This window comes from Vibrio sp. 2134-1 (assembly GCF_033339495.1).
The window spans coordinates 81,396-106,079 of sequence record NZ_JAWOUS010000015.1; the positions used below are offsets into that span (position 1 = coordinate 81,396).

Here is a 24,684-nt window from a genome sequence, read left to right on the forward strand (position 1 = left end):
TTCTCCTGGTTAAATAGACTTCATGTTCTTGCGTCGTTTAATTGCATCAACCTCACGATTGTAAGCCTCTAAAGGCTCAAGTAAATGAGCATATAGCTTTTCATTTTTGATGTACTCATCATGATTTATTAGTGCCTTAAGTTGTGCTACGGACTCTTTAATTGGCACTCGTACTACCCAAGAGTCTGTTTCAAAAGAGAATTGCCATGCTCTTTTAAAATAATTTTCGAAAGCGTTTAGAGCCTTACTTCTCATAGTCCAAACATTACGCCTTCTTAATGCGTGATCACTCTCTAAATAGTGATTAGCAATATTATCGTTAATGTCTATCTCCCAACTCTCAGGATCTAAAACAGAACTAGTAAAGTGAGCGACCGTCACCCATAGGCACAGCTGTTCTCGTGTAAAAGTATCCGGATTGGAATTAAGCGAATCTAATACCTCAATAGCATATTTTTTCGCTTGTTTATTGATGTTTGCTAACTCTTGAGCCTTACGTTTTTCGATACGGGCTTTCTTCTCTTTAATTTTGGTAAACTTTTCTTTTGCTTTACTCAAAGCCTTTGCTGCGACTTTCATCGCTTCAATTTCTTCGAGTTCAAACAAGTCTCTAGAGAATGGGTCTTCGACTACTTCTTTTAGAAGTCCATTTGATAGCTTTGTTAGAGCTGTTTGCTTTTTGCGGGTACGTTCGGATGTCCAGTGCTTTGTGAAGTCTAAATCTGACAAAATGTTTCCCTCTGAGTGCTGATTTATTAATTAGTGTCAAACGTTAAATCAAGTCGAAGTGTTTCTGATTAACTTCTATACCCATGCCTAGTTTCTATCCAGTACATACAGCTAAAATCTAGCGCTATGACCTTGTAAGTGCGACAGGGAGCAAAGGGAATCCGAGTTAATGTGTTTAGTTAGTGGAAGCATTAATCGGAATCCCCGAAAATCAACTAAAGCACGTTCGAAAATGCAGATGTATATTGAAACTCATAACCCATATCTTCGAGTTTCCATAGTAAGTCTCTATAAAACCCCCTTAGAGTGTCCAGAAGCTCATATAGAGCTGACGATCCTTTATATTTATAGTCCTTGTCCGTATCTACAGCTAAACGATGACAAAGAGTGGATAAACCATCTAAAGAACTCAGAATGTAACCGGTATTAACTAGTTCAAGTGCACTGCTTATAGTTTGTCGAGTAGATTCTGACTGAGAGCTTGCTTTATACATTGTCGCCAGCTCATCAAAGTACTGCTTACCATCCCAATACTTAACAGCTATTTCTTCTAAAGAGATTGGTTTAAATTGGCAAAATACATCAAGCATTGAACACGCCTTTAGAGCTTCAACCTTCTTGAGTGTATCTTCTAAGCCGCATTCCAAGGTTAATGGAGCGAGTAATGAAAGGTACTTTCCATCTTTTGAAAGTGAGACCTCATCCAGACTTAAATCGTCTAGCGCACCAATTATCGCACTTTGGTTTTCTTTTGGAACATCAGATATATCAAGTTGAACGAGGGTATGATCGTCTTGGTTGATAACATGAGCCTTAGATTGGTGAGACTGCACTTTCTCTAAAGTGAAGATATCCTGGGTTATGGGCAGTTGGATTAACAGATGTGTGTCTGATTTTGGTAACTCGCTAACTTTCAAACACCCATAAATGATATCCAATTGTTGTCGAGCGGATATTAATTTAAGTTCAGTAGCATGAAAGAGCAAAATTGAAAACCTGGCAACCGAGAACTTGTCTAAGCACTTATTTCCACTTTCATACCATGATACCAAGAAGTTCGTTATGTTTAGAATGAACTTGGCACGTGATTCTGGTTTTCCTATAGCTGATATAGCTACATCCAATTCCTTCTTAAATGATCCCATCTTAGCCTGGAACTTTAGGCCAGGCTCAATATCAAGTTCATCTACCATTTGAATTGCGCTGTTAATCACCTTATTCATACAGCCATAAGAGACTAGTAAATTTTTAGCGTAGTTTAGTTCTTCTCTACTTACAAAAGATCTTCTTTTCATTTTAGCCCCCAAGCTATTACATATATTTCAACGGGATAGAACCGTTAATTCCCCATTAGTATAACAGTAAATACCATATTATAACAGTTGTTTGTGTATGATTTTTTAACTTTCTTTGTTTATATGACATGATGGTTCTGGAGAGCCTCGGAAGATTAAACCCATTGTGTTCGTGCGTATGATCCTTAAACCAAATGGTTAATTAAATGAATGATCTAAAGATCGTCATTGAAAATTTAGGGCAAATGCAAGCTGAGAGCGCCTCTATGCTTATGATTGGACACAACCCGGTATATGTGTCTAAATAGAGCAAATTAGCTCATATAGCTCTACTGAGTGGCTTTTTGAGTTAACATGCAAAAAAAGAACTATTACTACTTCTTTGTTCTCCAAGATCGTCCCTTTACCCTTCTAACTGATTAATTTCTAGACACTATTTAATAATAATATTTTTATTGATCTTATTAAGATCTTTTTTAAGATCTTATTAGGGTGTTGATAACTTATCTATGTTTTTATAATTCAAGTAGTTAGGAATTCGTTTAAGATCATCTAGGACGAAACACTATTACATTTAGGAAGATTTGAAGATCGCTTAGGACGACTTACCGTGCCATCTAGGACGCTTTCGGTTGTGGATAAGTCTGTATAAGTATGTATAAGGTTGGTTTGCTTACTTACTGGCACATTTAAGCCTACAATGTTACATTTGGTACAATTTCTTATTGTGTGTATCAGTATCATGACCGAGAACAACAGCAAAAACGATCTTACTGTTAGACAAGCGAACGCTTTAACAACGGCAGCTTATAGCCTTACTCGTTATGAGAAGCGGCTTGTATACATGTGCCTCAAGCGGATTAATCAGGAAAACCCTACTCCCGAACATTTAAAAACAATGGAATATGGTCAGTATCCGATCACTATTTCTAACAAAGAGTTCATCGAATACTTCGAGATAGATGATGAGTCGAAGAAAAACCTATCAAGAGACATACAACGCGCAGCACAATCTTTACATGAGAAAAGTGTGGTTATCTATCTTCCTGATGAAGACAGCAAAGATGGTGAAAAAGCTTATGATGCTATCCACTGGACCACTAAACAGAGCTATCGTCCTAAACGAGGACATGTAGTGCTGTATTTGAATGCTGAGTTGATTAGTATCATTAACCAAACCACATCAAACTATACACAGCTGCTGATAGGTGAAGCAGGAAACTTATCTTCCGTTTATACCATGAGGCTTTATGAGGCTATCAATCAGTGGAAGAATTTAAGAAATAACCTAATTCTAGATGTTGATTGGATGCGCTCTAGGTGGCAACTGCCCTCTTCGTATGACAGAACTGCGGTTCTTAAGAAACGTTGGCTTAACCCAGCAATTGAAGAACTTAATAAGTTGCACATTTTCAAAAGTCTTTCCTACGAGGATGTTCGAAAAGGTACCAAGACTGTCGCATTTAAGTTTACCTGGGAGCTTTCTAAAAAGGCCCCAAGTAAACTATCCCTTGCAAGGTCAGCAATCAAAGCTATCAATGCCAACCTTCAACCAAAGCAGAGTGAAATGGTCGCATTGACTGAGCAGATTGGAGAACTATTGCTGAATGGTGAAGATATATCCCCTGCTGTCCTAAGCGCTATTAAGAAGTTTGGTGAAGAGTCAAAAGATGCTAAAGGTACATCAATGAAGAAATCAGATGACGTCATTGATGTAACCGACTATGAAATAGTCACAGATGATGAAGATTAGCTTCAACTAGCACACCAAAGAAGTAAATTTCCATCCAACTAGCACATTCAACAATCAAGTGTGCTAGTTCTGCCTCAAAATACCGTCCTAAGTGTCACCTTTACCAGATATTGCTGGTGGCTAAACCTCTCAATAACTGTGATCCAACTCCCTAATTGTTGTTTTTTATCCGTGATTGAAGTTGTTTTGTGGGTGATGAAGACCCAATTCTTTCTTTATAACCTGCTTTTTTGCTTCCTTTGAATGAAAACCCTGTAAATGAAGGTTAAGCTAATTTTTCAGAACTCCTTCTAACGTATTGAATTATAAGGATAGTATCTATTGCTTCTAGTTGGAGGGGTGACACTTAGGACGAAAGTAAGGGATCAATGAATATGCAATGCGTTTTTTTCTCTATTTTCGTCCTAGGTGTCACTGTTCTATGGCGATGTTTTAATCGGATTTTTTATAAGTATATGTATTTTAATTGTTTTTCTGTGTCAAGAGCGTGAGGGGTGACATTTAGGACGGTTTTAAAATGATACTTTAAGAAGCAACAATGTGTGTCCAGTACTCTATAGAATAAAGCTCAAACTTAATGATTATAACTGACTGAAAATAAAAGATATTTTATTTGTGCCTTAGGCTGATATAAAAAGCTACACACTGGAGTCATACTTTCTCTACGTTCGATATACAGTAAAGAGTGATAGGTGACATCTAGGACGAAAACATTCGTAGGGGTAAAATGGTTTAGCCCAGTTGGGAATTTAAGAAAAGCTAGTTACTATAGATATCATTGAATATATTTAAAGCATTGAAAATAAAGATAAAAATCTCTTCTCTGTGACATCTAGGACGTAAAGCCTACTTGAGTATAAGAAAGTAGAAAAGCATATCAATGAGTTAAATATATGCGGTGGCACTAGATAGAAAACTTTCGTCCTAGATGTCACACTTAGATAGAGGTGTTCTTCTATCTTATTGATTTACTATGGTCCAATAGTGTCTGGGGTGACATTTAGGACGAAAACTAACGCTTTAAGAAAACGTCCTTGATGTACCACTTGTATATTAAGACCTGGTACACCAAGGAAGGTTTGTTTGAGAGGCCCAGAAAAGCTTTTACAAACTCAAGCTATCTAGTAATAGTAGGTCTTCCCGGATGGAGGTCGAGTGCTTGTGGTACCACCATTTACAGTTTTGTATCTGGAACCGGAAGGTTTGTTGTAATGTGCCCACCCTCTATACCTTACTCTCCATGGATCATCTGCACCCATTGTGTAGTATCCCATGTCAGCAAACGCAGCACGAGTTAAGCTTACTCTACAGCTAGGTGTAGCAGTTGATGTCACTGGCCCGGAAATTTCAAATAAACCAGCATTAGCGATTTCATCAGTGAGATTGTATATTTTACTATGATCAGTGATGGCTATTTTTGTGATCCCTTTGGTTTCCAGGTTATATGTTACAAGGAAATCAATGTTCGACGAGTTAGGCCAATATGAACCATAAGATGAGCTAAAGTACCCACTTGCTTTGCTGTCCATTGCGCTTTTAGCTCTTTTTGGAGAAAAACATGCTCCCCTTGCGACATTCACAGAAGCACATCCACAGTTAATAGTAATATCTACTGCCTCATCTTCATCCTCTCCAGGTTTGGGGATCTCAAAGTCCCCTACTGGATCATCTGGGACGGTTGGGAGCTCAACGATTGTTTCGTCAGAGATGTTTCTGGAGCCTAAAGTATCATCCAAGCCAACTGCACTTGTTTGGTTCATGTGTGAAGGAACCTTAATAACTTTATTGTAGCTCCCTGCATTGTGTGGTGCTTTGATTGAAGCAATTACAGAGGGGGCGGAAACCGCTAAAGCAATCCCCACTGTAATGAGATTAATGTTATTCATTGCAATCTACCATTGTCATTTATGGATAAAAAGCAATATAGGCCTTGAGCGAATTACAATCAACTTTAGTTTTCGAACTAAGGAAATTGGTTCACGGTTTCTTTTAAGGGTTGTACTCAACTTTCACCATAATTTGATTTGTTGGTGAAGGCGATACGGTACCGACAGTAGTGCTCTGCAAACTCGAAATCATCTTCATCAAAGATTGTGCTTTCGTTACACCATAACTTTTTATGTTCGTCACGTATCCTTACCGATTCAATGTGAATTTCAAATTTACATTGGACATCATTTAAGTAAGCAGATATGTGCTTTCCTAACAGTGGTTCTATGCTGTATATGTTGTACTCATTAACACCTTCCTTAATTGCTCGAGATAGACCCATTCTCGCCATTGTCATCGCATTAGGGCATCGATGTGCTTTCAGGTCTAAGTCATTACTCTCTGGTGACTTCATACTTCTTCTCCCACTGAGGGTAGTTCTAGTTCTTTACAAATAGCAGTAGCACAGCTTCTCTCTGAGCTGCGGATCATTCTGTATTTAATACTTCCATTTCTTGAAATAGATTTCTGTACTACATTATTCTCTAGCCAAAAGTCATGTGTAATATCTTTCACAGGCAATCGAACTATCCCATCTAGTACTGACCAATCAATGGGGGCTTTATGCATTCGAGACAAATGCTCTTCAAAGATAGATCGAATTACTATCGCAGTCCCTTTCCAAAATATACTTTTCGTGTACATAACATTTGGCCCTGAGTCTGAAAGAAACCTCATAGGTATAAGAGAAAAAAACTTGGTGAGGAATGGAGTTGTTAAGCGAATTATTTCAGCTTCGGTATCGCTTGAACCTTCAAGCAATTTGTTCATTTTTACAGGAGTTGTACCTAATGCGGTACAAATGAAATCGCCTAACTGCTTCAAGTCCATTAACTGGGATTTCTTGGGTTTTCCTGTGGTACTTATAAACCGCTTTAGTGAATGACCATCAACTAATACATTATCGAGTATCTGGTCCCTAATTAATCTGGAAAAGCTTTGCGAGCTGTCAAAGAATAAGTTTTGTGCTGATGTTGGTTTACGAAGGTGTAAGTGGTAGTCAGAAAATACCTGTCTAATCTTTTGAGTGACTGGCTCTAAGGTGTCCGTGTTTGTAACAATGAATTTAACTCCCAGCGTATGGTACTGAGTAGGACTAGCATTCGTAACTCTGTCCTTAAACAAATTCAAACGGTTCTGACCATCACATACAAGACGGTCAGATGAACTTTCTAATGTGGCTGTGACGACTTCTTTGTTACCAATAGATATTTCCTCATGGAGTTTTAATGAAGAAACAAAGACAGTAATGCTAGGGAGTACTGTATCCTCCCTATTGTCGAAATACTTAATCAAACCTTGTGCACGACCTTTCTCAAGGTCTCTCTGTCTTTTTTGATACTCATTTAAACTATCTGAGCTCTCTTCTTCAGTGAAGTTCTCAGCAAATTCTTTGCCTGTTATTACCCCCTCAAATACAGAAATGCCATTCGTGCAAATACCCTCGTTAGCTCTGAAGAGTACTAATTGAAGGTCTTGTTCAGAATAAATTGGTGTGTACATGTCTTGACCCGATGACTAAAAGAATAGAAGTAAAATACCATATAAATACACCTCCTTCAATATATGTGCACAAAAAAGTGCACTAAGTATATTTAAGTCTATAAAGTGTGTTTAAATATGGTATTATATAGTTGTCGGTCTTTAGTAATGGTTCAGCCAATGGTTAATATTTTTGAAACAACAAACCTAATAGAAAACGAATTGGTGGCTTTGCACGAGAGTGTTAGCTTCAAGTTCAATGCGGTTGTAGAAGAGTTTATAACGATTTTGCGATCTAGTGATTCGCTAGTGTTTGTTCCTTGCAGTATGGGTAAAGACTCCAGCACAGTTTTGAATGCTGCTTCTGAAGCTTATCGAGTTTGTATTCAAAATGGTTGGATCGAAAAAACTCGCCCCTTAATTGTTTCAACGGTTGACACTCTTTCGGAATCACTTCCAATGGTTATGTACACCAGGTGGGTTAAATCTAAGTTTATTGACTATGCAAAAGATAACGATATTAACGTTTACTACGATATTGTCACTCCGTCATTTCATGAAGAGTACGCGAACAAATACCTGACTAGTAATAAGCTAATACCAAATGCACAACGTAATAGTGACTGCAGCTCTATTCTCAAAATTGTTCCTAGCGAAAGATATTTAAAAAACCTATTGGACCGCTTTAAATCAGACGAAGAACTACAGCAATACACCCGTTTTGATGTGATTTGCGCTACAGGGCAAAGAAACAACGAGAGTACAAAGCGAAAAGGTAATATGGTTATTCAGGGAACCAGTGATAAGTCTATAAGTGATTTATTGAAAGAGATGAAAGAGTCTGACTTAAATACAGGCTACCCACTGTTTCTATACGCTCCAATACGTGACTGGTCTACCCAAGAGGTTTTCACTTCCTTAGAACTTTCTGGAGCTAAGCCTCTTACTCGTAGTTTAGCTGGGCTCCCTCCCCTTCCCGGCTTCCTTTCTGATTTCGCCCTGCTTTTGGCCATTTATGGGAATGCTTCTTCTGATGTCTGTGAGATTGCAGTAGGACAAAAGAATTCAAATGGTTGCAATGGATCTAGTCGATTTGGATGCACACTATGCACAATGGTTCAACACGATAAAACCCAAAACTCACTAGCTAAACATACTCGATGGAAAGTGTTTTTACAGGAAGAGGTTCTGCGCATTAGAGATTTCATGTTTCAGCTGAGTTGCAATATGGATGCGAGAATGATGCATGCCAAAGCTATCGATTTTGCAGCATATCAACGAGTAGCATTTCAGCCGAACGTTCTAAAAGTAAAGTATTTAGAAAAGTTGGTTAGGTATTTTGCTCAAATTTCAATTGAGTCATCTAAAAAAGCTGAAGAGTTCAAACGACTATATAAAAGTGGGTACGTCGACCAACATGAAGGCGTTATAGACATCAAAAATGATAGAAGCTTGAACGCTAAAGCCAGAAGAGCATTTCTTGATATGTACATTCAAGAGGCCCAGAAACCCTTAATAAACATTTTTTCTGAAAAGCATGCTGCTTATCTTTCGTTTAGATGGAGTCTAGATGGAGTAAATGCCCTTCCCTATAGACCTTTGGTTATCTGGAATGAACTTTTGAGAGGTAATGGCTGGATTCCTTATCCTAAAAGTAATGCAGAGTACGAATCTATTCATGGAAAAATCAGCATTAACTCATCGAAATTACCTGAAGCCGTATTAATGAAAACTCTTAATGTTGACAATGACCCAGTGCGGTTTATTGATAATCATAAGTCCTTTCTTAGCTACTGGGAGCGTCCAATAGATGCGAGCGATTTGAATGAAAGCGATTTTAACTGCACCACGAAGATCCTCCCTAAAACACAGTTACCTGTAAAAGTGAGTATTGCTCATAATTTAAAGCTGGAACCAATCAGCCAGGACACTTCTCGATCTAAACATTGTGATCTCTTAGGAAGGATTTCAGTGATGGTCAATGCTGAGAGAGTTGAACTCTTTGATTTGATTTCAAGTAACTCTGATAAGGTAATCAAGTTGGAGTGTAATGGACGTAAAGCTTCTAGTGCATTTTCAGAGTACTTTAAAACTAGTCTACTTAAGGGTTATGCAAACAAAAAAGCACTAAATTGGTATAACGAAATTGATGAGCAAATTAGTAGCATTGAATTTAGTTCTATCCAAGAAGCTACGAAAGTGATTTATGCATCCTTTAGTTCTATGTTTGGCGGTGGAAAGATAAACACCAAGCTTTCTATACCCTATCTATCGCATGTTACTGATATCCAATACCAGGAAAAGGCTCGAAAAGTTAAACCTTCATTAGATTTCACAAAACGTGTAGCAAAAATTAGATCAGGTAAACTTACTAAGGGAACAACAAGACTCTCTTTCTATAATCTTGAAACAAATCCAAGACTTCACTATGCGCATGCAGATAATCATAGAGTGCTTCACCCTGACATCGATCTCTTGGGCGAAGAAGTTAAAGATGTTTTTACACCAGCACATTATATTGACCCTAATGCCGCTCTAGGCGACAAGTTAAATATTGTAGTTAATGAAAGAACTCTCAGTCAGTGGCACTTAACCCAACCTTACGAAAGAATTAAAGCTGAACATGATCTTGCACTCATTCAGAACATAAGAAGACGTAGATTGTCTCTCTCTAATAGAAAACAATCAGTACGGTCCACGCAATTAGGAGCTGTGGCACGTTCTATGGTAGAGACAGGGGCCGTTAGGATATCGTTAAAGTACTACCCGACATTCCTCGACATAGCCAAGAGAACAGAGTTACTGTCAGAACTTGGTTGTTTCGACTACCAAGACATGAATGCATCAGAACTAAAACAATTGCCTTTTATGGTTTCTATGCAAAAGCATAGGATCGATAAAGCTAAGCTATTACTTCATGTTCGGGAGCGTAGAAACGCAATAAGACACAAAATAAAGCTGCAACTGTCTAGGCCGTTGGAAGGCTGTGAGAGTAGATTAAGGAATCACTGTGATAGATTGAAGAAATACCTGGCTCGATTTGGTGAATCAACTGTCAAGCTAAACAATCCCACACTATTCTTGACCGATAATCAGCCTCAGATTCATCGAACATTAAAGTGCTGGTCTTTATTAAGCTCAGACTCGTTCAAATCGATTGAAGAGTTCTACAAAAGTTCTCTCTCTACTAACCAACTAACAGAACTGAATGCTAAGCCATCTATTAAGAAGGAAATTACACACTTTACAATCGAACAGCTAAACTCAGTTGTTTCAGTACTAGAGCAATCTATTGCGATGAACTGGGCACTTAAAGGAGTGTATTCAAATGCCATTAATAGTATTGATAGTGAAACAGTTTCAAAAATCGCTAAGGTATCTAAAGACCTATCTAACTTGAAATTTGACGATGTTTTTAAGTATAAAAGTTCAGAGGAATATCTTTGTCTAAAAACTGAATTGAGAAATCTGAATGCAGCTCTATACACGCGACTAAGTAATATCGAAACACCAGCCTCAAATGTGATTAACTTAGACAAACAAGATTTTCTAGCTTCATTTAACCCAAGCGTAGAAAACTACTTAACTCGGTTGGGAGAATATGAGTCAAACCTATCTGAGGCTCTTATCACCCTCGAGTGGTTTAAAGCTCAAATTGAAGATATAAAGAGATTTTCTCTTCGTGAAACAATATCAAAGTTTTCACTCGAACAGCGTCTATCTCTATCAACGGATTTATGTACAATGCCAGTAAATACGAATGTTACAATTTCTCCTGATCGAGTCGATAGTAATATGCATACGACAAAAGTAACTAAACGTTCTACAAGAAATGTAACGCCAAAACCCTTACTCGAATCACTATTAAATCTATAAAACAATTATGTTTACTTATGACTATAAAAACGATTTATCTCTCTTAGCTGAAGCGTTTAAACAGAGTGAAAGCACAATAAAACTGTGGCAGAAATCAAAGCCGAAACAGGCTTTCATGTTGGATAATGCATTCAACTACTGTAATGATTACGATGAACTAAAGCTATTTGTCAACAGGCTGGTGGAATTGGAAACCATAAAAGAGGTTAACGCCGAACTAGGATTGCCTAGTGCTCCAGATCGACTTGTAGATGAAGGCTTCTCTAAGTCTGCCTATTGGAAGTGGTTTAAGGAAAACAGGCACTTGTATGTTGCGATGGTTATGGGGTATTCAGAGTTTAAGGTTCAGAACCTAGTAACCAATACTAACCAGGATTTGATAGCCAAGATACTAACTAACCTAAGTAAAAAGGAGCTGGTATCGCTCTACACCTCTGACCCAGATAGTTTAATTAAGTTAATCAATACGCTTAAGTGATGTGAATTTTTGGGGTGATATACAGTGTATATTCTAATGGGACCAGTATTGATGTCACATTGTAAATATACACTGTATATTTTAAAGGGAGCTATTTGTTAAAATAGTATACAGTGTATATTACTCAGATATCCATCTGGCATAGTGTTCCAGAACTCTTGATTAACTATTAATCAACATGGTTGTTCAAAAAAAAGTATTAGAATATACAATGTATATTCTTAATCTAAAGTGTTTTAAATACTACAATTTTTCAGAATCAAGCGCGTAAGTACCCATCATAGTTGCATCAGCCGAACTGTTTTTCATACTTATGAAAACCACGGACTTACTTTTATCGAATTGGTCATTCGTGCACCCAATTAGACAACGACCCACTTTATGTGGTTTTGTTAATTTGTATATTCCAATGCCGATAGCATTGATTGCTCTAGCGAAACTCTTAGATAGTCCTGCCATAATCAACTTGTTGGCCATTTCGGACAGCTCCTGAGCATATGAATCTGTCATGTTTTCTGCCTTTATCTTTATCATTGAGCTCGAACCAAGCCACCAGTTGTTGTAAGCACCAGACTTACCTTGTGCGAGGACAATGTCTTCGATTGTGTACTCAATACCGAAAATGGTGAGTATGATACAACCACGAATGGCAAAATTGAGTTTACGTGGAATGTCATCCATATAGGTATCTGCTATTGCACCTCCTAGGCCGTTTTCTTTGGGCCAATTTACATTTGACACTAGCCAGTTAGAAACTTCATGTGACCCCTTCCTGCCAGCAAGTACAACCAATTTTGCTGGCTCCTTGTGACAAGCGTTGTAGCAACGGACTCCATCATAAGGTTGACCATGGGTGATACAATGGGATTGTTCTATGAAATTGATATTAGTTAAGCCATCGAGATTAAATTCAAATGCGTTTGAATGAATGGTAGCCACAAAATACTCCTTAGAAAAAGCTCACTTGCCGATACGAATTAATGAATACAGATAAATACTTTCGGAATAACTAATAGTTCATAAGTAAACAGAATGTAAGGTGAGCCTAAGAAAAAAGAATCTAAGTTTGAGCTCTGTTGATACAAGAATGATCTAAGCTTGTTTAGATGAATTAACAAAATAATAGTAAAATTAAGATAAGGGAGATCCATGGAAGGATTGGGTATTATTGTCTTTAACGGTATAGGGATGCTTCTGTGTTTCTCTATTGGTTCTTTCGTTGCGTACTTTGGTTATAAAATTTTCAAAAGAGGCGCCTCGTTAAAGGAAGAGGAGCAACTAATCGAATGGAACAATCTCAAGGTTTCATCAAAAGGTGGAGGAGCAATAGTTACATCATGTTCAGCAATTTGGGCAATTGTGGGCTTATATGTTAGCCCTGGCATTTCAAATACTCCAAATGGGCCGGATTATACATCAATTCATAATAAACAGAATATAGAACTTAAGGTTGCAAGTGCGTACGTTGATGACCCTGAATCTATATTGGATAACCCTGAAGAGTTAAAAAAGTATTTTTCCGAGAGTTTGTCATCAAGAGACTATGACGTTGGAATTATTCACGTGAATGGCCGAATTGGAAGGTTGGATTCAGACTCAACAAACTACTTGGTTGATAGTTCAGGAAATACGACCTTAACAGCTGAGGCAGAAGGGGAGTTTGGTAAAGTACTAGTTTTATTCAGACCAAAAGTTAATGAAAAAAATCAATTGATATTTGATGCAGATGCTTTGGTTAAGAATGTGGATATAAATCGTCTAGATAAAGTAAAGAGTTCAGACTAATAAATCTTTACTATTCAAGCTACGTTGGTCTTTGGTCATTACCCATAAATCACTGAATAACCCACAGAAACAGAAATACCCAGAATCAATATGCACTTTACGACATTACCTCTAATGGTACAATGCGACATAATTTTCAATAAAAATACTACAAAATGTTCCTAAGAATAGAAAAAATTACAGTTAAGAATCTGTTTGGTTTTTTAAACTATGACATTGAACTTCCAGAGTCCGATCATGTGGTTATTACAGGCCCCAATGGCTATGGTAAGACTATGCTTCTCAAATTGATTCATAATGCTATCTCAAATAACTACAAAGAATTATCTAAAATAAGTTTTGATACATTCGAACTGAAAACCAATCTTGGTCTTGTCCGTTACTTCAACTCAGAATCTGGTATGCAGATCGAGTCATTTCTTAATGACGCAAAAAAGATCATCATTCCTTCAACCCAAAACTTGTCTGAAGAAAAGGTATTTGATTACAGAAAAGCTTTTTCTATTCTTATCCATTCTGTACATCTGAATGACGAAACTGAAGCATATAGCATCATTACAAAGCAAAGAGCGTTTCTAGAAGATAAAATGAAGTTTGCGCTAAGTAAATTGCACAAGCTTGACCAGTTGGTTTATGACTTATTTTCATGCATTTCAATAGAATCACACGAAGTTCAAAATAACGCATTACCGTACATGCAGAAAGAGAGGATAGTTGGCCTACAAGACCTGTTAGCACCTTACACTCGTTTCGGATTGCTACCAAAGTCGAGTAAGTATCTCGAATTGAATGACTTAAACCTTGTATCAGACTACACCATTAACTTGAGTGATAAATTGGATGAAATATTCTATGAAGAATCTTTGCATGAAGACTTTGTAGGACGTTTGAGCGAGTTCTCGAAGCTAATTGAGAAGAAAAAGTTTTCATTTAAAACTATAGCAGTTAACCCGGAATACGGCTTCGCATTCTTCAATCATGTTGGTGCTAATATACCTTTAGAAAAGTTGTCTTCAGGCGAGAAGAACCAAGTATCTATTTTCTTTGATCTAATTTTCAAAGCAGAAAATGGTGCAATCATTTTGATAGACGAACCTGAGGTATCTCTACACATTTCATGGCAGAAAGACCTCCTTAATGAGTTCTCTCAAATATCAAAGTTTAATCACTACTCACAGCTTATAGTAACAACGCATTCACCGGATGTGATTGGTGATGAATGGGAAAGTTCAATTGACCTCTTTGACAAGCATGTGATTGCAAAGAGTAACTAGTTATGTCGAGTTTAAGAGATGCTACCAGAGAACGTAGCGATGAAACTAAATTTAGCGCTCTGCTTTTACAGGTCCAAACTGACCACGTAGGCAATAGGATTATATTTGTTGTTGAAGGCGACTCCGATATTACTCTGTTTAACATGGTGTTGAGAAATACAGAGTTCTTTTACTGCACTCCAGCAAGTGGAAAGGCGGATGTCATAGAAGCTGTTGATAGGCTGAGGACTCGTATTTCTAATCAAGTTTACGGTATAGTCGATGCAGACTTCGACCACGTACTAGAAAAGACTTACAACGATACATTTATGACGGACGTGCATGATGCAGAAATTATGATGCTTCATGATGAATTTATCACAGATTTTATAACTGAACATACACAAAATCATATTCTGGGTCCGATGCAGATCGATGAAGTTGGTCAGAGATTAATGAGTAATCTGATGAGCGTCTGTAATGAAATCGGTCTTGTAAAACTCGCTTGTAGGTTGCTGAATTTGAATGTGAGATTCAAAGGTATGAACTACTTTACTAGCGAAGCTGTGACGGTTAACGATTTTAATGTGTCAATAAACATTCAAATCTTAATCGAAGCTGCAATCAGAAGAAGTCCGAGAGTAGAACAAACTCATTGTATCGACATATACAATAAATACGTAGAGTTAAATCAAGCTGGTTATTGTATATATCAGACCGCGAATGGGCATGACTTTTGCCAGTTGCTGGCTCAAGTGTTTAAGCAACCATTATCATCAGATAGAAATGTAACTGTCAAAGGGGTAGAGAAGTATCTTCGAAGCAAATATACAAAGGAGAACTTTGAGCGGACTAATTTATATGAGCAAATGATTAGACTTATTGAGACCGATGCAGAGGTAGAAGAAGTAGCGTAGTTTTTAGGATATCATATTGCCTCATTTCAACAGAAGTGAGGCGTCAATAACTATAACTTTCGTTACTCACTTACTTGAACAACTTTGTTGCCGAAGTATCTTAGTACTTTAGTTGTCCTACCGTTGATGACTGGCAAATCTTCTTTGTTAATCCATCCAATTAGCTCCTGAACATTAGATTTTCCGAATTGGTTCAACTTATACTCACTATCGTATATGCAGTTTGCCATACGTGTTACAGGGTCTCCAGTGCCGTATAGTAGGTATATCAGAGTCTTTTTTACCCTCTGTTCTTCATTACTTCCCATAAAGCTCTCCTTTAATGTATTGAGGCCACCTTTGTAGAAGCGAAACCGGTCATGGAAAGAGTGCAGAACGCAAAGTGCCTCAACTATATCAATCATTGAAGCTGATATGATTGCTTCCTTTGAACCGAGGACTTTTTTTATAAGGGGATAATTATGCGGAACAATGCGATCCTCAAAATGTTCCCATTTTGTATTCATCCATTCATTAATAAGTTTTGCCGTTTTAGACCGTTGTTGTTCATCCCATCCAAGAGGTTGGTGCTTCCAAGTGTCTTGAGTGGCATAGAAGTCGCGAACAAAGCTGAAGAATGAGTCAATTTCTAATCTTAATGGTATTAAGTCACCGTTAACTTTTCTATCGAAGGTTTTGTAGATTTCTACTATTCGATTAAAAGCACTAACTGATTCTTGATATGAACGCTGGTATGTATCTTGGAAAATAGACTTCTGTGATGCTTTCTTTTTACCGCGATTGATGTTCGAGAAGTTCACATCCCCCATGGTGTCGATGACATCGTGTTCCATGTCATTTAATAGTTTATTTGCATGATAGTACTTGTTATAGATACTCCGATAGCATTTGACTGCATCTCTATTGAGCACTTTTGCGTCACGCCAGTATTCACTGAATAACTCTTGCAGTTCTATAAATCTATGATCTTCCGGGTGGATGCCAATCATAACTTCTTGATTAGAATATATGGCGGATCGAGTTAGATTCGCTGAACCCAACAAGATGGACTTATCACCAAAAATGTAAAGCTTAGGATGGAATGAGTTGGTCGTGAAGAACCTAGCTTCAACCTTATTATTGTTTAGTAATCTATCTAGTGCAGATGGTGAGGTTGGAAAACCAAGTCGCACAATGATTTTTAAATTACATCCTTTTCCAAGGACCTCATCTATAACATCAAACTCTGTGAAAAAAGCTGAAGCAATGAATAAGTCCATTCCATCTTCTATATGATCTGTGATGCCATGTTTAATGAAATCATTTTTTGAAGTTCGATTAGTATACAAGTCCATTGGTTTGCTCTCATCACTCTCTTAAAATAGTACAAGCCATTGAGGTTGATAAAAGAGTAACTTATATCAGTAAAAGGATACACTGGCCTAAAGAATTCTGTGGCTACAAGCTTATTTTCGCAAGTTTGGAGTTGATCAAGTAAAGATATTAGGGGAGGGGGAGTTGTATATTTTCTGGTTTGAAAAAAAGAACCCCCTCCTACGCAAAAGCGTAAGAGGGGGACAGAGATAAACGCTTGGGGGCAATTTAACTCCGAAGCGAATTATATACAGGTTTACAGCTTAGTTCAAAGAAAATGACACTATAAACAGTTAAATGCCCAATTTTTCAGCATGATAGATAAACGCCACACTATATGGATAATCCCCAATCTCCTAAAAGCTGATCAAGCTGCTGCTTTTGCTCATCGCTTATATTTTTAACTGTGAAACTGAACTCACCTTTCAAGGAGTCATGTTTTACGTGAACTTCAGAGCCGTTATCAAGTTTCTTCTTAAGTTTCTTTGGCTTTGTCAATGCATCTTGCCCTTGATCCTCATCATGCTCGGCATAGCTGTATGACAGAATCTTTTTTACGATTTGAGCGTTGGCGTGTTTAGCACTTAATGCTGTAAGCCTTAGGTTTTCTGTCTCTTCTAATAAAGATGAGCAAAAATTTTCAAAGCCTGATTTTTCTTTATCAGAAAGGCTAGTTATTTTCTTGTCTAATTCAATTATTGAAGGTCTTCCTAGATCAGGAACACTAGGAATGACATCTATTAGCCATTTTGGTAGCTCTGCCGCTTTTATACCAGCTGAGACTAAGTTTTTGTCATAGCCTTTCTCGGTGGCAATCTGAATATTGTTCAAACCTTGTTCTTTCTTGAGGTTCAGCCATTGCTTACCTAACTCATAGAGAGACATGGGTCTATGTGTATTACTTACTTCAGATAAAGACTGCTTACTTTCGCGTGTAATATTTTGACTTGTAGCATAGATCTTAAAACCGCGCTTACTGTAGAAACAACCGCTTCTGCGTTGAGAGCCATCAATAACTTCATAAGTGACACCCCCTTGTGAATCAGTGTGTTTTATAGCAAGACCGGGATAGAGTTGACCCTTATCAGAGATCTTGTTGGTAATATCTATAACTGACAGCCGAGACATAATTGATTGATCTCGAACATTATCCTCTGATACGAATGTTTCGGCTTCAATTTTATCAAAAGGAATTTCGACCAGTTGAAACAAGACTTCTTGGCCATCAACCGCAATTTCTAGTTCGGATACTCCTGCTTGAGCTGCCTCGTTAAGGAGTTGCTCCTCTTTCGTTGTGATTGCAACACTATCTGATGATAACTTCGAGGTACGATTACCACCTGGTGTATAAGCTTGGACATTTCTTCTATGACTTGACATGGTGCCCTCTTTATAAATCGATATCTTTTAAGTGATCTTTAAGCTCATTTGCTAAATCAATTACTGAGTCCTTAGAGTCACGTAGCTGTCGAGGGATACAAATACCTTCGCTAGAAGCGACATCTAGTACTGTTCGATAATTTTTGGCTGCGGTATCAAAAGCATTTGAGCGAATGATGTAGTTATTGAATACCATGGAACGGTACTCATCTTTGATACGATTTGATAGCTCAGTATCTCGGTCTTTCTCTTCTTCGACGTTGGTACGGGCAATTTTAATCCAACGAATACCTTCTGAACCTTCTGGCAAAGCTCGAACCTGGTTAGGTAAATTATCCAAGAATTGAGTTGTGGAGCTCCAGTCGAGAGCCTTTGGAGATACTGGTACCAACAAACCATTACAAGCGTACAGTGCACTCCAAGTAAGCGGGTTGATTTGAGGTCCTGTATCAATAAAGATTAAGTCGTATTGGTTACGAATAGGGTCGATAACTCGTTCTTTTAATCTTGGAATTAGGTTTTCTTCTCCGAGCCAATGTAAAGACGAAAATCGCTCATCCTCAGGAAACGCTGGCATGATTCGAACATTAGGTAAGAAGGTATTAAGGATTGCTTCATCAATAATATCCTCATGACTTAAACCATAATTCACGAAATTTTGATATAGAGAATCTTTACCCTCAAGATCCGCTGTCATAATGTCAACGGCAGTGAGTTGGTCCAGATCATTTTGTTTGTATTCCTTAGATTGAGCGAACAATTTAAGTGAACCCTGTGGATCTAAATCAATGATTAGAATGCGGATACGTTCAAGGTGCTGTAAACCTAATGCCTGAGCCAGGTTAATAGTCGTCATGGACTTACCTGTACCACCTTTCTGGTTCTGTACATTGATAATATGAGTACCACGATTAAAATCAGACCATTTTGGCTTACCAGCTAAATCGAGAATTTCATGAATATAGTCTGGCGAATACGCATACTTACCACGGATCATTTCAGGTGGTTGATAGCCTTGCTCCACCCAATCTTCTTCCTTTTTCTTAAACGTGTTGACAGAGTCCCAGCCACACATTTTGCTCATTTTGGTTTGTGGAACTGAGTGATTAAGAATGACCTTGCTGACTTCAAACTGTTCATCGAGTACAACCTTCGATTGCTGAAGGATGTTTGCTCGACGTTCTGACTCGGTACGACTTACGCTCTCGTTTGCTTTTTCCAAATTCTGCAAAACGGATTCAGTGACTGATGACATTGTGACTCTCCATAAAATTGACAGTCACATTGTCAATTAACAGGTGATGACTGTCAATGATAATTAATGGGTATCAATGATATGTTGAGGCTATCATTTTTATTTGAGGCTTTCATCACAGAATCCTAATGAAAAAAGTCAAATACAGTGCGAACAGAATCTATAGGTTGATTTTGTCGCTGTATATGGTCAGATATCTGAGTGTACAGAAACACAATGTATAAGCTAAGCTATTAATAAATAGAGAAAAAATAATGAGCGACATTAAAGAGCAATTGCTAGTATTTTTGAGAGAACGGACCGCGGTAGAGGCTGTTGTGTCTCCGAGTGTTTATGTAAAAAGTACTGCAATCCCACGCGAAGATAAGTTAGAAATTGTATTACATCGGCAGTCTACTCCATATAACAGTAAACATTTCATTGATGTGATGATAGAAGTACCTTTAGAAATCAACAGAAAAAATTACGAAATTATTAAGAGCTGGCCTATGTGCAAACTAAACGAATACTCAGATTCTAGTATGTTATTAGTGAAACGCGAAGACTAAAAATCTTGAGTTGTTGAGTAAAGTATGCTTAACGTATATAGTTAAGCATACTTTACAAAGATAGGTTTCTTGTTACCGTGACTAAAGACGAATACATTGAGTGCTATAAACGAAAAGGTTGGACTACAGCACACCTAGCCAATCGGTGGGGGTTTAGCAAGGTAAGAGTCTACCAAATTGCAGAGGAAGTTGAGCTAGGGCATAGTAAGAAACAAGCTCATATAGATATGCTTAACGGGCTACCCAAAGCGCCAAAATCTATTCGAAAACCCTATAAAGAAAACTAGGAGAAGCTTGTGAAAAGGCTTGAGAATGTAATGGAGAATAACAACCTAGCTTTGAGCTTTGGTCCTGCAATAGACTTCTTTGTTGACTGGGGCTTCAAGATAGCGCTTTTAATTTTTGTAGTGGTGTTTATTTCATCTCTAATCACTACTTACTTCAATGGTGCACTACATACTAATGCTCTGTCTGTATTTGGATTGACAGGTTATTTAATCGCTAGTGCTATATATCAAGGCCTGAACGATCATCATCGGGGATACTAATATAAATTTTTCATTTGGCGCTATACAAGAATTGAATCGCGTTCCGTCGCCGGAACGCTGTGAGTCAAAACAAGGTCAAACGTGATATGACATTCAAAGCCGTGCTCCGTTCGGAGACCATTTACTAAGTTGGTGCTCCTCTTTGTTTGGTTCATTTGATAGTGTTTTTGCCTGAGGTTTTTGACCAAGCAAAGCACTTCTTGATCGCTGCTTCTACGATAGATATTTCTACAAAACTACCACTTGTTTAATCCTCTTCGGTATCAAGTGGCATTAGCCATTTATTGAAAGCACCCTAAATCTAACAGTTGCCTTTTTATTTCAGCGAACTGGTCAATGTCAATTATGCTTAGTTGCAGCATTCTATTTGTAATGAATTTTGGTGTTACGTTCATCTGTAAAGCTATCTGCCTCAAACCAATATCTTGACTCAAGTAATTCATCAATTGCTCGTCACTCGAACTGTTCCAGCTATTGGTGGAACGAGGAACACTTTGAGTGATAGTAGTGTTGGTCGAGGTTGCATTTTTCGGCAATTGTTTAGGTTTAATTGATATTTGGTTCTCTGTGTTGTGGCATAAAGAACTTATGCTTTCTACTAGCCCAATTAGACCGTACTCAAAATGAATGTATGGAGTGAAAGTGATAGAAACTATAGATGCATTAGATAGTATCGACTTCGCTAAATCCATTTCGTTGCATTTGTTTTTAGGGATCAACAAATTTATCTTGCCTTCACATTTAGTCTCGATACCAATTACAAGTCCGCCTCTTTTTTCGTGCATTGCATCACTAATAACACCAGCAAAAGTACATTTGGGGCTAAACTTTGATACTCGTTTTCGCCAAGCGTCTCGGTCACGACTTTGCAGTGAAGTAATATATTGCTGACTTGTAGAGGCTGATTTTGGTCCAACAGAGATAATCCATTTAATGAGTGATGGCCAATTTGAGATTTTCATGAGCTGTACCTGAAGGATAATTACACAGTATAAATACCACATTAACACACGCGCGAGTTGAAATAAATCGAATTTATAAAGATTATGGAATATAGTAAATATGTCATTTGAGGATAAATAACAAGGTCTAAAATTATGGTTTATAGCTATATCATTACCCGAGATAGAGAGCGTATTGTAGACAACCTAATGGAACACGGTGAGTTTTCTAATGGTTCAATTAAAGGTAAAGAGTTAAGCCTTGATCATCCATTAGCAAATGAGATGGTAGATACCTTAAAACTAGTGCCTCAAGGCATGGCCAATACCTATTACACCCTTCACCATTTGAAACAGCAAGATTGGGATGTGACTCATGAAAATGGTTATGAGAACTCTCTCATTGCGAGCTTTAGTTTAAATGGAAACCTAAGTTCACTTTTAGATAAAGTCAAAAGTGGAGAGGGGTTTAAGGTAGAAACGAATACCTTCCAGGAGTTCATTGAATCGAATCAAGGTATCGATTTAATCGTAGATTTTCAAAATACGATCACTCAGTCTGATTGTTGGACACCCCAAGGAAAATTAAACAACCCATTAATATCGAACTTCACTGTGGATATGGAGCGTCTTTCAGAGTGGCCCGGCATGCTCGAAGCACTAAATAATCTAGGTATTGATTCAACAAATTTAGAAAACGCTATTAGTGAAATTGGTTTAGAGTCTGCTCTGGAGCTTTGTAAAAGACCAGAAGTACTTTTAGCTTATCAATATAGCCAGGGAAGATTTGCAGACTTGCCAAAGAAGAATCTACCCGGTGCAAGATTTATTCAGAATTTAGATTTAGTAGAAATTGCTGAAGAGTACTTGAAGTTCACTACTGCTCAAAAGCTTGAGGGCGTTGAACCAGACTTTAAACAGTTTTTGTTAGAGCAAGGGGAATCATTAAATGACAAAATTGATAGCGCCGTTAAATCACAAGTTTTATCGTTTATGAATGAGATGCAGCTCGATGACTCCAAAGAAAGTATTGAGTTACTAGACGAAACTGCAACAACACTATACAAACAATTAGATCCGCGAAACGAATTAATGGGCTTAAGGTACCACCTTGAAAAATTACTAGACGTATATACAAAAGAATCAGAAGTAGACCATGAAGCTCTATCATTACAATTAAATTTGCAGTTGGATGAGTACAGTGAGAGGGATGCTTTCAATACTTGGTTATTAAACAACATCTTAGAATGCAAGTTAGAGCCGAGTGTAGAACTAAAAAGTAAACATGAAGCTATGGCCTTCCTTGAAAACTCCAATAATGTCACTATTCCGCAGATGATGGCAGCATTAGTACATTTATCTAACCAAGACCTTAGTAAAATACAAGCGACCCTGGATGGTGAGCTTGTTGGGCCAACTAACCATACATCTGAGTATTATGCGGACCTTATTAAAAAATTTGAAGGGATAGTATCCCAGTTATCGGTGGACCAAGGTATTGATGTATCAAAAGCAAAGGAAGATGTATTCAGTAGAATAGTGGAATCTTTATCGCTAAACAAACCTGTTTCGCAAGAAGCTTTGAGCGATAGTTTATCGAATGAATTATACCAGCTAGCTGAGGCTACAAGGTTTTCGCCAATAGGTTCTGAGAAAGCTGACCCCATTCAAAAACTGACCATAAAAGATGTTCGAGCAATCATTTTACCTGAAGCAGTAACTGAGCCTGAAATTATCGATCAAATGTTGGCAATAGAGAAGCTGAGGGAGGAAGGCTTTAAAGGTAAAACTATTCTTTACAGTGAGCTCGAGCGTGATGGTAAAGCTCAAGCTGTACATTCTTTTATAAAACATAATCCTGACACGTTAAGAACAATAGGTGCTGCTCCCACTTCCCAAGTAGATCCTGAGCTGGATATCCCCAAATCAATAAAGATTCTTGAAGAGATTCAGGCTAATCACCCTTACTTAAAGATTCGTGTACATGAAACGATAGATTCAATGAACTTTCTTAGTAATGATCTGAAAAGTTACAGCTCTACACTCGCTGGGGTTGCCCACAATGGTGAAATGCATGTGAATCTACAAAGTGAACATAACGCATATGAGTCAGGACTTCGAAAGACTATTGCACATGAAGCGGTACACTTGGGATTTAAGAAGATGTTCACAAACTCCGAGTATGTGGACCTTATGGAGACTGTTTGGCAAAACATTTCCACTGAAGACAAGGCTACAATAAAACAAAACTATGGGCACCTTGATGAAAACAAGCCTCTAGATAGACGTAGCCTTGCGGAAGAATGGTTAGCTATGAAGGCTGAAAGTATTGATCTAAGAGATATTGATCGTATACAGCCAGTTATTAAGGTTTCATTGGTTAACAAGCTCCAAGGGTTTAGGGATTCTGTTCTCAAGAAATTAGGCAAGGTTACCGAGACCTCTTTAAATGTGGATGAGCTCCTGGTAAACGCGATTAAAAAGGCTGGAGAGTTCAACCAGTTCATTGATGGTAAAGTAATTGATCAAGGTTTGGTCGTTAGAAAAACAGGTTATGTTGAACATGAGCATCAGTCGTTTGACCTGTATCGTGGTTATAAAGCGAATTTAGACGCTGGTAGAAATTTATCTACAGAGGTGCAGATTGCAGCTAAACAAGACTTTATCCATAAGTACTCGAACAATGGGCACATTAAACTCTTAAATATCACTTTCGATAATAATAATGAACCCAAACTTGAAGGTAGTCAGTTAAGCCTACCGTACTCTGCAAACCCCAAGGACCTTCTTGAGATATTAAGGCAGGTTGAGGTAAGTTCGTGGACAGGTAAACCATCTTTGCATTCTAACATAAGTACTGAAATAGAAGCTGTTGACAGGGCTGAAGCAACTCCACCAGCAGTTGTTAAAGCCAAGCTTGGTAATATAGTTAATGAGTTCACTATAGATACATCTGTGAATAATGAAATTCTCAATAAGCTTTCTGGACCAGTAAAAGACAAGTGCAAACAAGTAGACGAAAAAGTTAAACAAGAGGTTGACACTGATATGAATTTAGGAATTGGATTTTAAATTGTATATGCTGTAACCTATTATAAAACA

Annotated in this window: 19 protein-coding genes; 9 read left to right on the forward strand and 10 right to left on the reverse strand. The window is 37.7% G+C overall.

The annotated features are described in order from the left end of the window. Positions 1 to 9: 9 nt before the first annotated feature. On the reverse strand, positions 10 to 729 hold the full coding sequence (locus R7R78_RS16725) for a hypothetical protein (protein WP_025633933.1): 720 nt from the start codon (positions 727 to 729) through the stop codon (positions 10 to 12). Positions 730 to 944: 215 nt separating this feature from the next. Then, positions 945 to 2,024, reverse strand: coding sequence for a hypothetical protein (locus R7R78_RS16730; RefSeq protein ID WP_025633934.1), 1,080 nt, complete (start codon positions 2,022 to 2,024; stop codon positions 945 to 947). Positions 2,025 to 2,766: 742 nt separating this feature from the next. On the opposite strand from R7R78_RS16730, the gene R7R78_RS16735 reads away from it, so the two are divergent. Then, entirely contained in the window at positions 2,767 to 3,777 is a 1,011-nt protein-coding gene (locus tag R7R78_RS16735) for a RepB family plasmid replication initiator protein (protein WP_158083951.1), read from the forward strand. A 1,121-nt stretch (positions 3,778 to 4,898) separates the two neighbouring features. Here R7R78_RS16735 and R7R78_RS16740 read toward each other — a convergent pair. From R7R78_RS16740 to R7R78_RS16750, 3 genes are all read right to left on the reverse strand, one after another. Beyond that, positions 4,899 to 5,663 (reverse strand): hypothetical protein, encoded by a 765-nt coding sequence (locus R7R78_RS16740; RefSeq protein WP_025633937.1) that lies wholly within the window; start codon positions 5,661 to 5,663, stop codon positions 4,899 to 4,901. A 116-nt stretch (positions 5,664 to 5,779) separates the two neighbouring features. After that, positions 5,780 to 6,121, reverse strand: coding sequence for a hypothetical protein (locus R7R78_RS16745; RefSeq protein WP_042776211.1), 342 nt, complete (start codon positions 6,119 to 6,121; stop codon positions 5,780 to 5,782). Further along, entirely contained in the window at positions 6,118 to 7,269 is a 1,152-nt protein-coding gene (locus R7R78_RS16750) for a DGQHR domain-containing protein (protein WP_077202323.1), read from the reverse strand. Before R7R78_RS16750 ends, R7R78_RS16745 begins: the two co-directional genes overlap by 4 nt. 147 nt (positions 7,270 to 7,416) lie before the next feature. Here R7R78_RS16750 and R7R78_RS16755 point away from each other — a divergent pair, with 147 nt between their 5' ends. Continuing rightward, positions 7,417 to 11,124 (forward strand): hypothetical protein, encoded by a 3,708-nt coding sequence (locus tag R7R78_RS16755; RefSeq protein WP_139351517.1) that lies wholly within the window; start codon positions 7,417 to 7,419, stop codon positions 11,122 to 11,124. Positions 11,125 to 11,131: 7 nt separating this feature from the next. Next, on the forward strand, positions 11,132 to 11,602 hold the full coding sequence (locus R7R78_RS16760; RefSeq protein WP_025633942.1) for a hypothetical protein: 471 nt from the start codon (positions 11,132 to 11,134) through the stop codon (positions 11,600 to 11,602). Between the two features lie 243 nt (positions 11,603 to 11,845). On the opposite strand, the gene R7R78_RS16765 is transcribed toward R7R78_RS16760, so the two are convergent. Further along, positions 11,846 to 12,541 carry a hypothetical protein gene (locus tag R7R78_RS16765; RefSeq protein ID WP_025633943.1) on the reverse strand — a complete coding sequence of 232 codons (696 nt, stop codon included), beginning with the start codon at positions 12,539 to 12,541 and terminating at the stop codon, positions 11,846 to 11,848. Positions 12,542 to 12,751: 210 nt separating this feature from the next. On the opposite strand from R7R78_RS16765, the gene R7R78_RS16770 reads away from it, so the two are divergent. From R7R78_RS16770 to R7R78_RS16780, 3 genes are all read left to right on the forward strand, one after another. After that, positions 12,752 to 13,387 (forward strand): hypothetical protein, encoded by a 636-nt coding sequence (locus R7R78_RS16770; RefSeq protein ID WP_025633944.1) that lies wholly within the window; start codon positions 12,752 to 12,754, stop codon positions 13,385 to 13,387. A 155-nt stretch (positions 13,388 to 13,542) separates the two neighbouring features. Further along, positions 13,543 to 14,661 (forward strand): AAA family ATPase, encoded by a 1,119-nt coding sequence (locus tag R7R78_RS16775; protein ID WP_025633946.1) that lies wholly within the window; start codon positions 13,543 to 13,545, stop codon positions 14,659 to 14,661. Between the two features lie 2 nt (positions 14,662 to 14,663). Further along, on the forward strand, positions 14,664 to 15,557 hold the full coding sequence (locus tag R7R78_RS16780; RefSeq protein ID WP_025633948.1) for a DUF4435 domain-containing protein: 894 nt from the start codon (positions 14,664 to 14,666) through the stop codon (positions 15,555 to 15,557). Positions 15,558 to 15,619: 62 nt separating this feature from the next. Here R7R78_RS16780 and R7R78_RS16785 read toward each other — a convergent pair whose 3' ends face one another. The 3 genes from R7R78_RS16785 to R7R78_RS16795 form a co-directional block, all read right to left on the reverse strand. After that, positions 15,620 to 16,891, reverse strand: a complete 1,272-nt coding sequence (locus tag R7R78_RS16785; protein ID WP_025633950.1) for a phospholipase D family protein — start codon at positions 16,889 to 16,891, stop codon at positions 15,620 to 15,622. Between the two features lie 352 nt (positions 16,892 to 17,243). Beyond that, positions 17,244 to 18,290, reverse strand: coding sequence for a ParB N-terminal domain-containing protein (locus tag R7R78_RS16790; RefSeq protein WP_025633951.1), 1,047 nt, complete (start codon positions 18,288 to 18,290; stop codon positions 17,244 to 17,246). A 10-nt stretch (positions 18,291 to 18,300) separates the two neighbouring features. After that, positions 18,301 to 19,545, reverse strand: coding sequence for a ParA family protein (locus R7R78_RS16795; RefSeq protein WP_025633952.1), 1,245 nt, complete (start codon positions 19,543 to 19,545; stop codon positions 18,301 to 18,303). Between the two features lie 254 nt (positions 19,546 to 19,799). Between R7R78_RS16795 and R7R78_RS16800 the strand changes: the two genes are divergently transcribed. Beyond that, a complete protein-coding gene (locus R7R78_RS16800; RefSeq protein WP_025633953.1) occupies positions 19,800 to 20,093 on the forward strand; it encodes a hypothetical protein in 294 nt (97 codons plus the stop codon). A gap of 296 nt (positions 20,094 to 20,389) precedes the next feature. Next, positions 20,390 to 20,641 carry a hypothetical protein gene (locus R7R78_RS16805; protein WP_025633956.1) on the forward strand — a complete coding sequence of 84 codons (252 nt, stop codon included), beginning with the start codon at positions 20,390 to 20,392 and terminating at the stop codon, positions 20,639 to 20,641. A gap of 281 nt (positions 20,642 to 20,922) precedes the next feature. Here R7R78_RS16805 and R7R78_RS16810 read toward each other — a convergent pair whose 3' ends face one another. After that, positions 20,923 to 21,603, reverse strand: coding sequence for a hypothetical protein (locus tag R7R78_RS16810; protein ID WP_025633958.1), 681 nt, complete (start codon positions 21,601 to 21,603; stop codon positions 20,923 to 20,925). A gap of 135 nt (positions 21,604 to 21,738) precedes the next feature. Between R7R78_RS16810 and R7R78_RS16815 the strand changes: the two genes are divergently transcribed. Beyond that, entirely contained in the window at positions 21,739 to 24,654 is a 2,916-nt protein-coding gene (locus R7R78_RS16815; protein ID WP_225455763.1) for a hypothetical protein, read from the forward strand. Positions 24,655 to 24,684: the final 30 nt, after the last annotated feature.

Bases quoted from the DNA above. Each gene is read 5' to 3' on its own strand.
- R7R78_RS16775 (WP_025633946.1), top strand. From the start codon at position 13,543: ATGTTCCTAAGAATAGAAAAAATTACAGTTAAGAATCTGTTTGGTTTT.
- R7R78_RS16780 (WP_025633948.1), top strand. From the start codon at position 14,664: ATGTCGAGTTTAAGAGATGCTACCAGAGAACGTAGCGATGAAACTAAA.
- R7R78_RS16760 (WP_025633942.1), top strand. From the start codon at position 11,132: ATGTTTACTTATGACTATAAAAACGATTTATCTCTCTTAGCTGAAGCG.
- R7R78_RS16740 (WP_025633937.1), bottom strand. From the start codon at position 5,663: ATGAATAACATTAATCTCATTACAGTGGGGATTGCTTTAGCGGTTTCC.
- R7R78_RS16770 (WP_025633944.1), top strand. From the start codon at position 12,752: ATGGAAGGATTGGGTATTATTGTCTTTAACGGTATAGGGATGCTTCTG.
- R7R78_RS16810 (WP_025633958.1), bottom strand. From the start codon at position 21,603: ATGAAAATCTCAAATTGGCCATCACTCATTAAATGGATTATCTCTGTT.
- R7R78_RS16730 (WP_025633934.1), bottom strand. From the start codon at position 2,024: ATGAAAAGAAGATCTTTTGTAAGTAGAGAAGAACTAAACTACGCTAAA.
- R7R78_RS16785 (WP_025633950.1), bottom strand. From the start codon at position 16,891: ATGGACTTGTATACTAATCGAACTTCAAAAAATGATTTCATTAAACAT.
- R7R78_RS16800 (WP_025633953.1), top strand. From the start codon at position 19,800: ATGAGCGACATTAAAGAGCAATTGCTAGTATTTTTGAGAGAACGGACC.
- R7R78_RS16795 (WP_025633952.1), bottom strand. From the start codon at position 19,545: ATGTCATCAGTCACTGAATCCGTTTTGCAGAATTTGGAAAAAGCAAAC.
- R7R78_RS16815 (WP_225455763.1), top strand. From the start codon at position 21,739: ATGGTTTATAGCTATATCATTACCCGAGATAGAGAGCGTATTGTAGAC.
- R7R78_RS16790 (WP_025633951.1), bottom strand. From the start codon at position 18,290: ATGTCAAGTCATAGAAGAAATGTCCAAGCTTATACACCAGGTGGTAAT.
- R7R78_RS16755 (WP_139351517.1), top strand. From the start codon at position 7,417: ATGGTTCAGCCAATGGTTAATATTTTTGAAACAACAAACCTAATAGAA.
- R7R78_RS16735 (WP_158083951.1), top strand. From the start codon at position 2,767: ATGACCGAGAACAACAGCAAAAACGATCTTACTGTTAGACAAGCGAAC.
- R7R78_RS16750 (WP_077202323.1), bottom strand. From the start codon at position 7,269: ATGTACACACCAATTTATTCTGAACAAGACCTTCAATTAGTACTCTTC.
- R7R78_RS16745 (WP_042776211.1), bottom strand. From the start codon at position 6,121: ATGAAGTCACCAGAGAGTAATGACTTAGACCTGAAAGCACATCGATGC.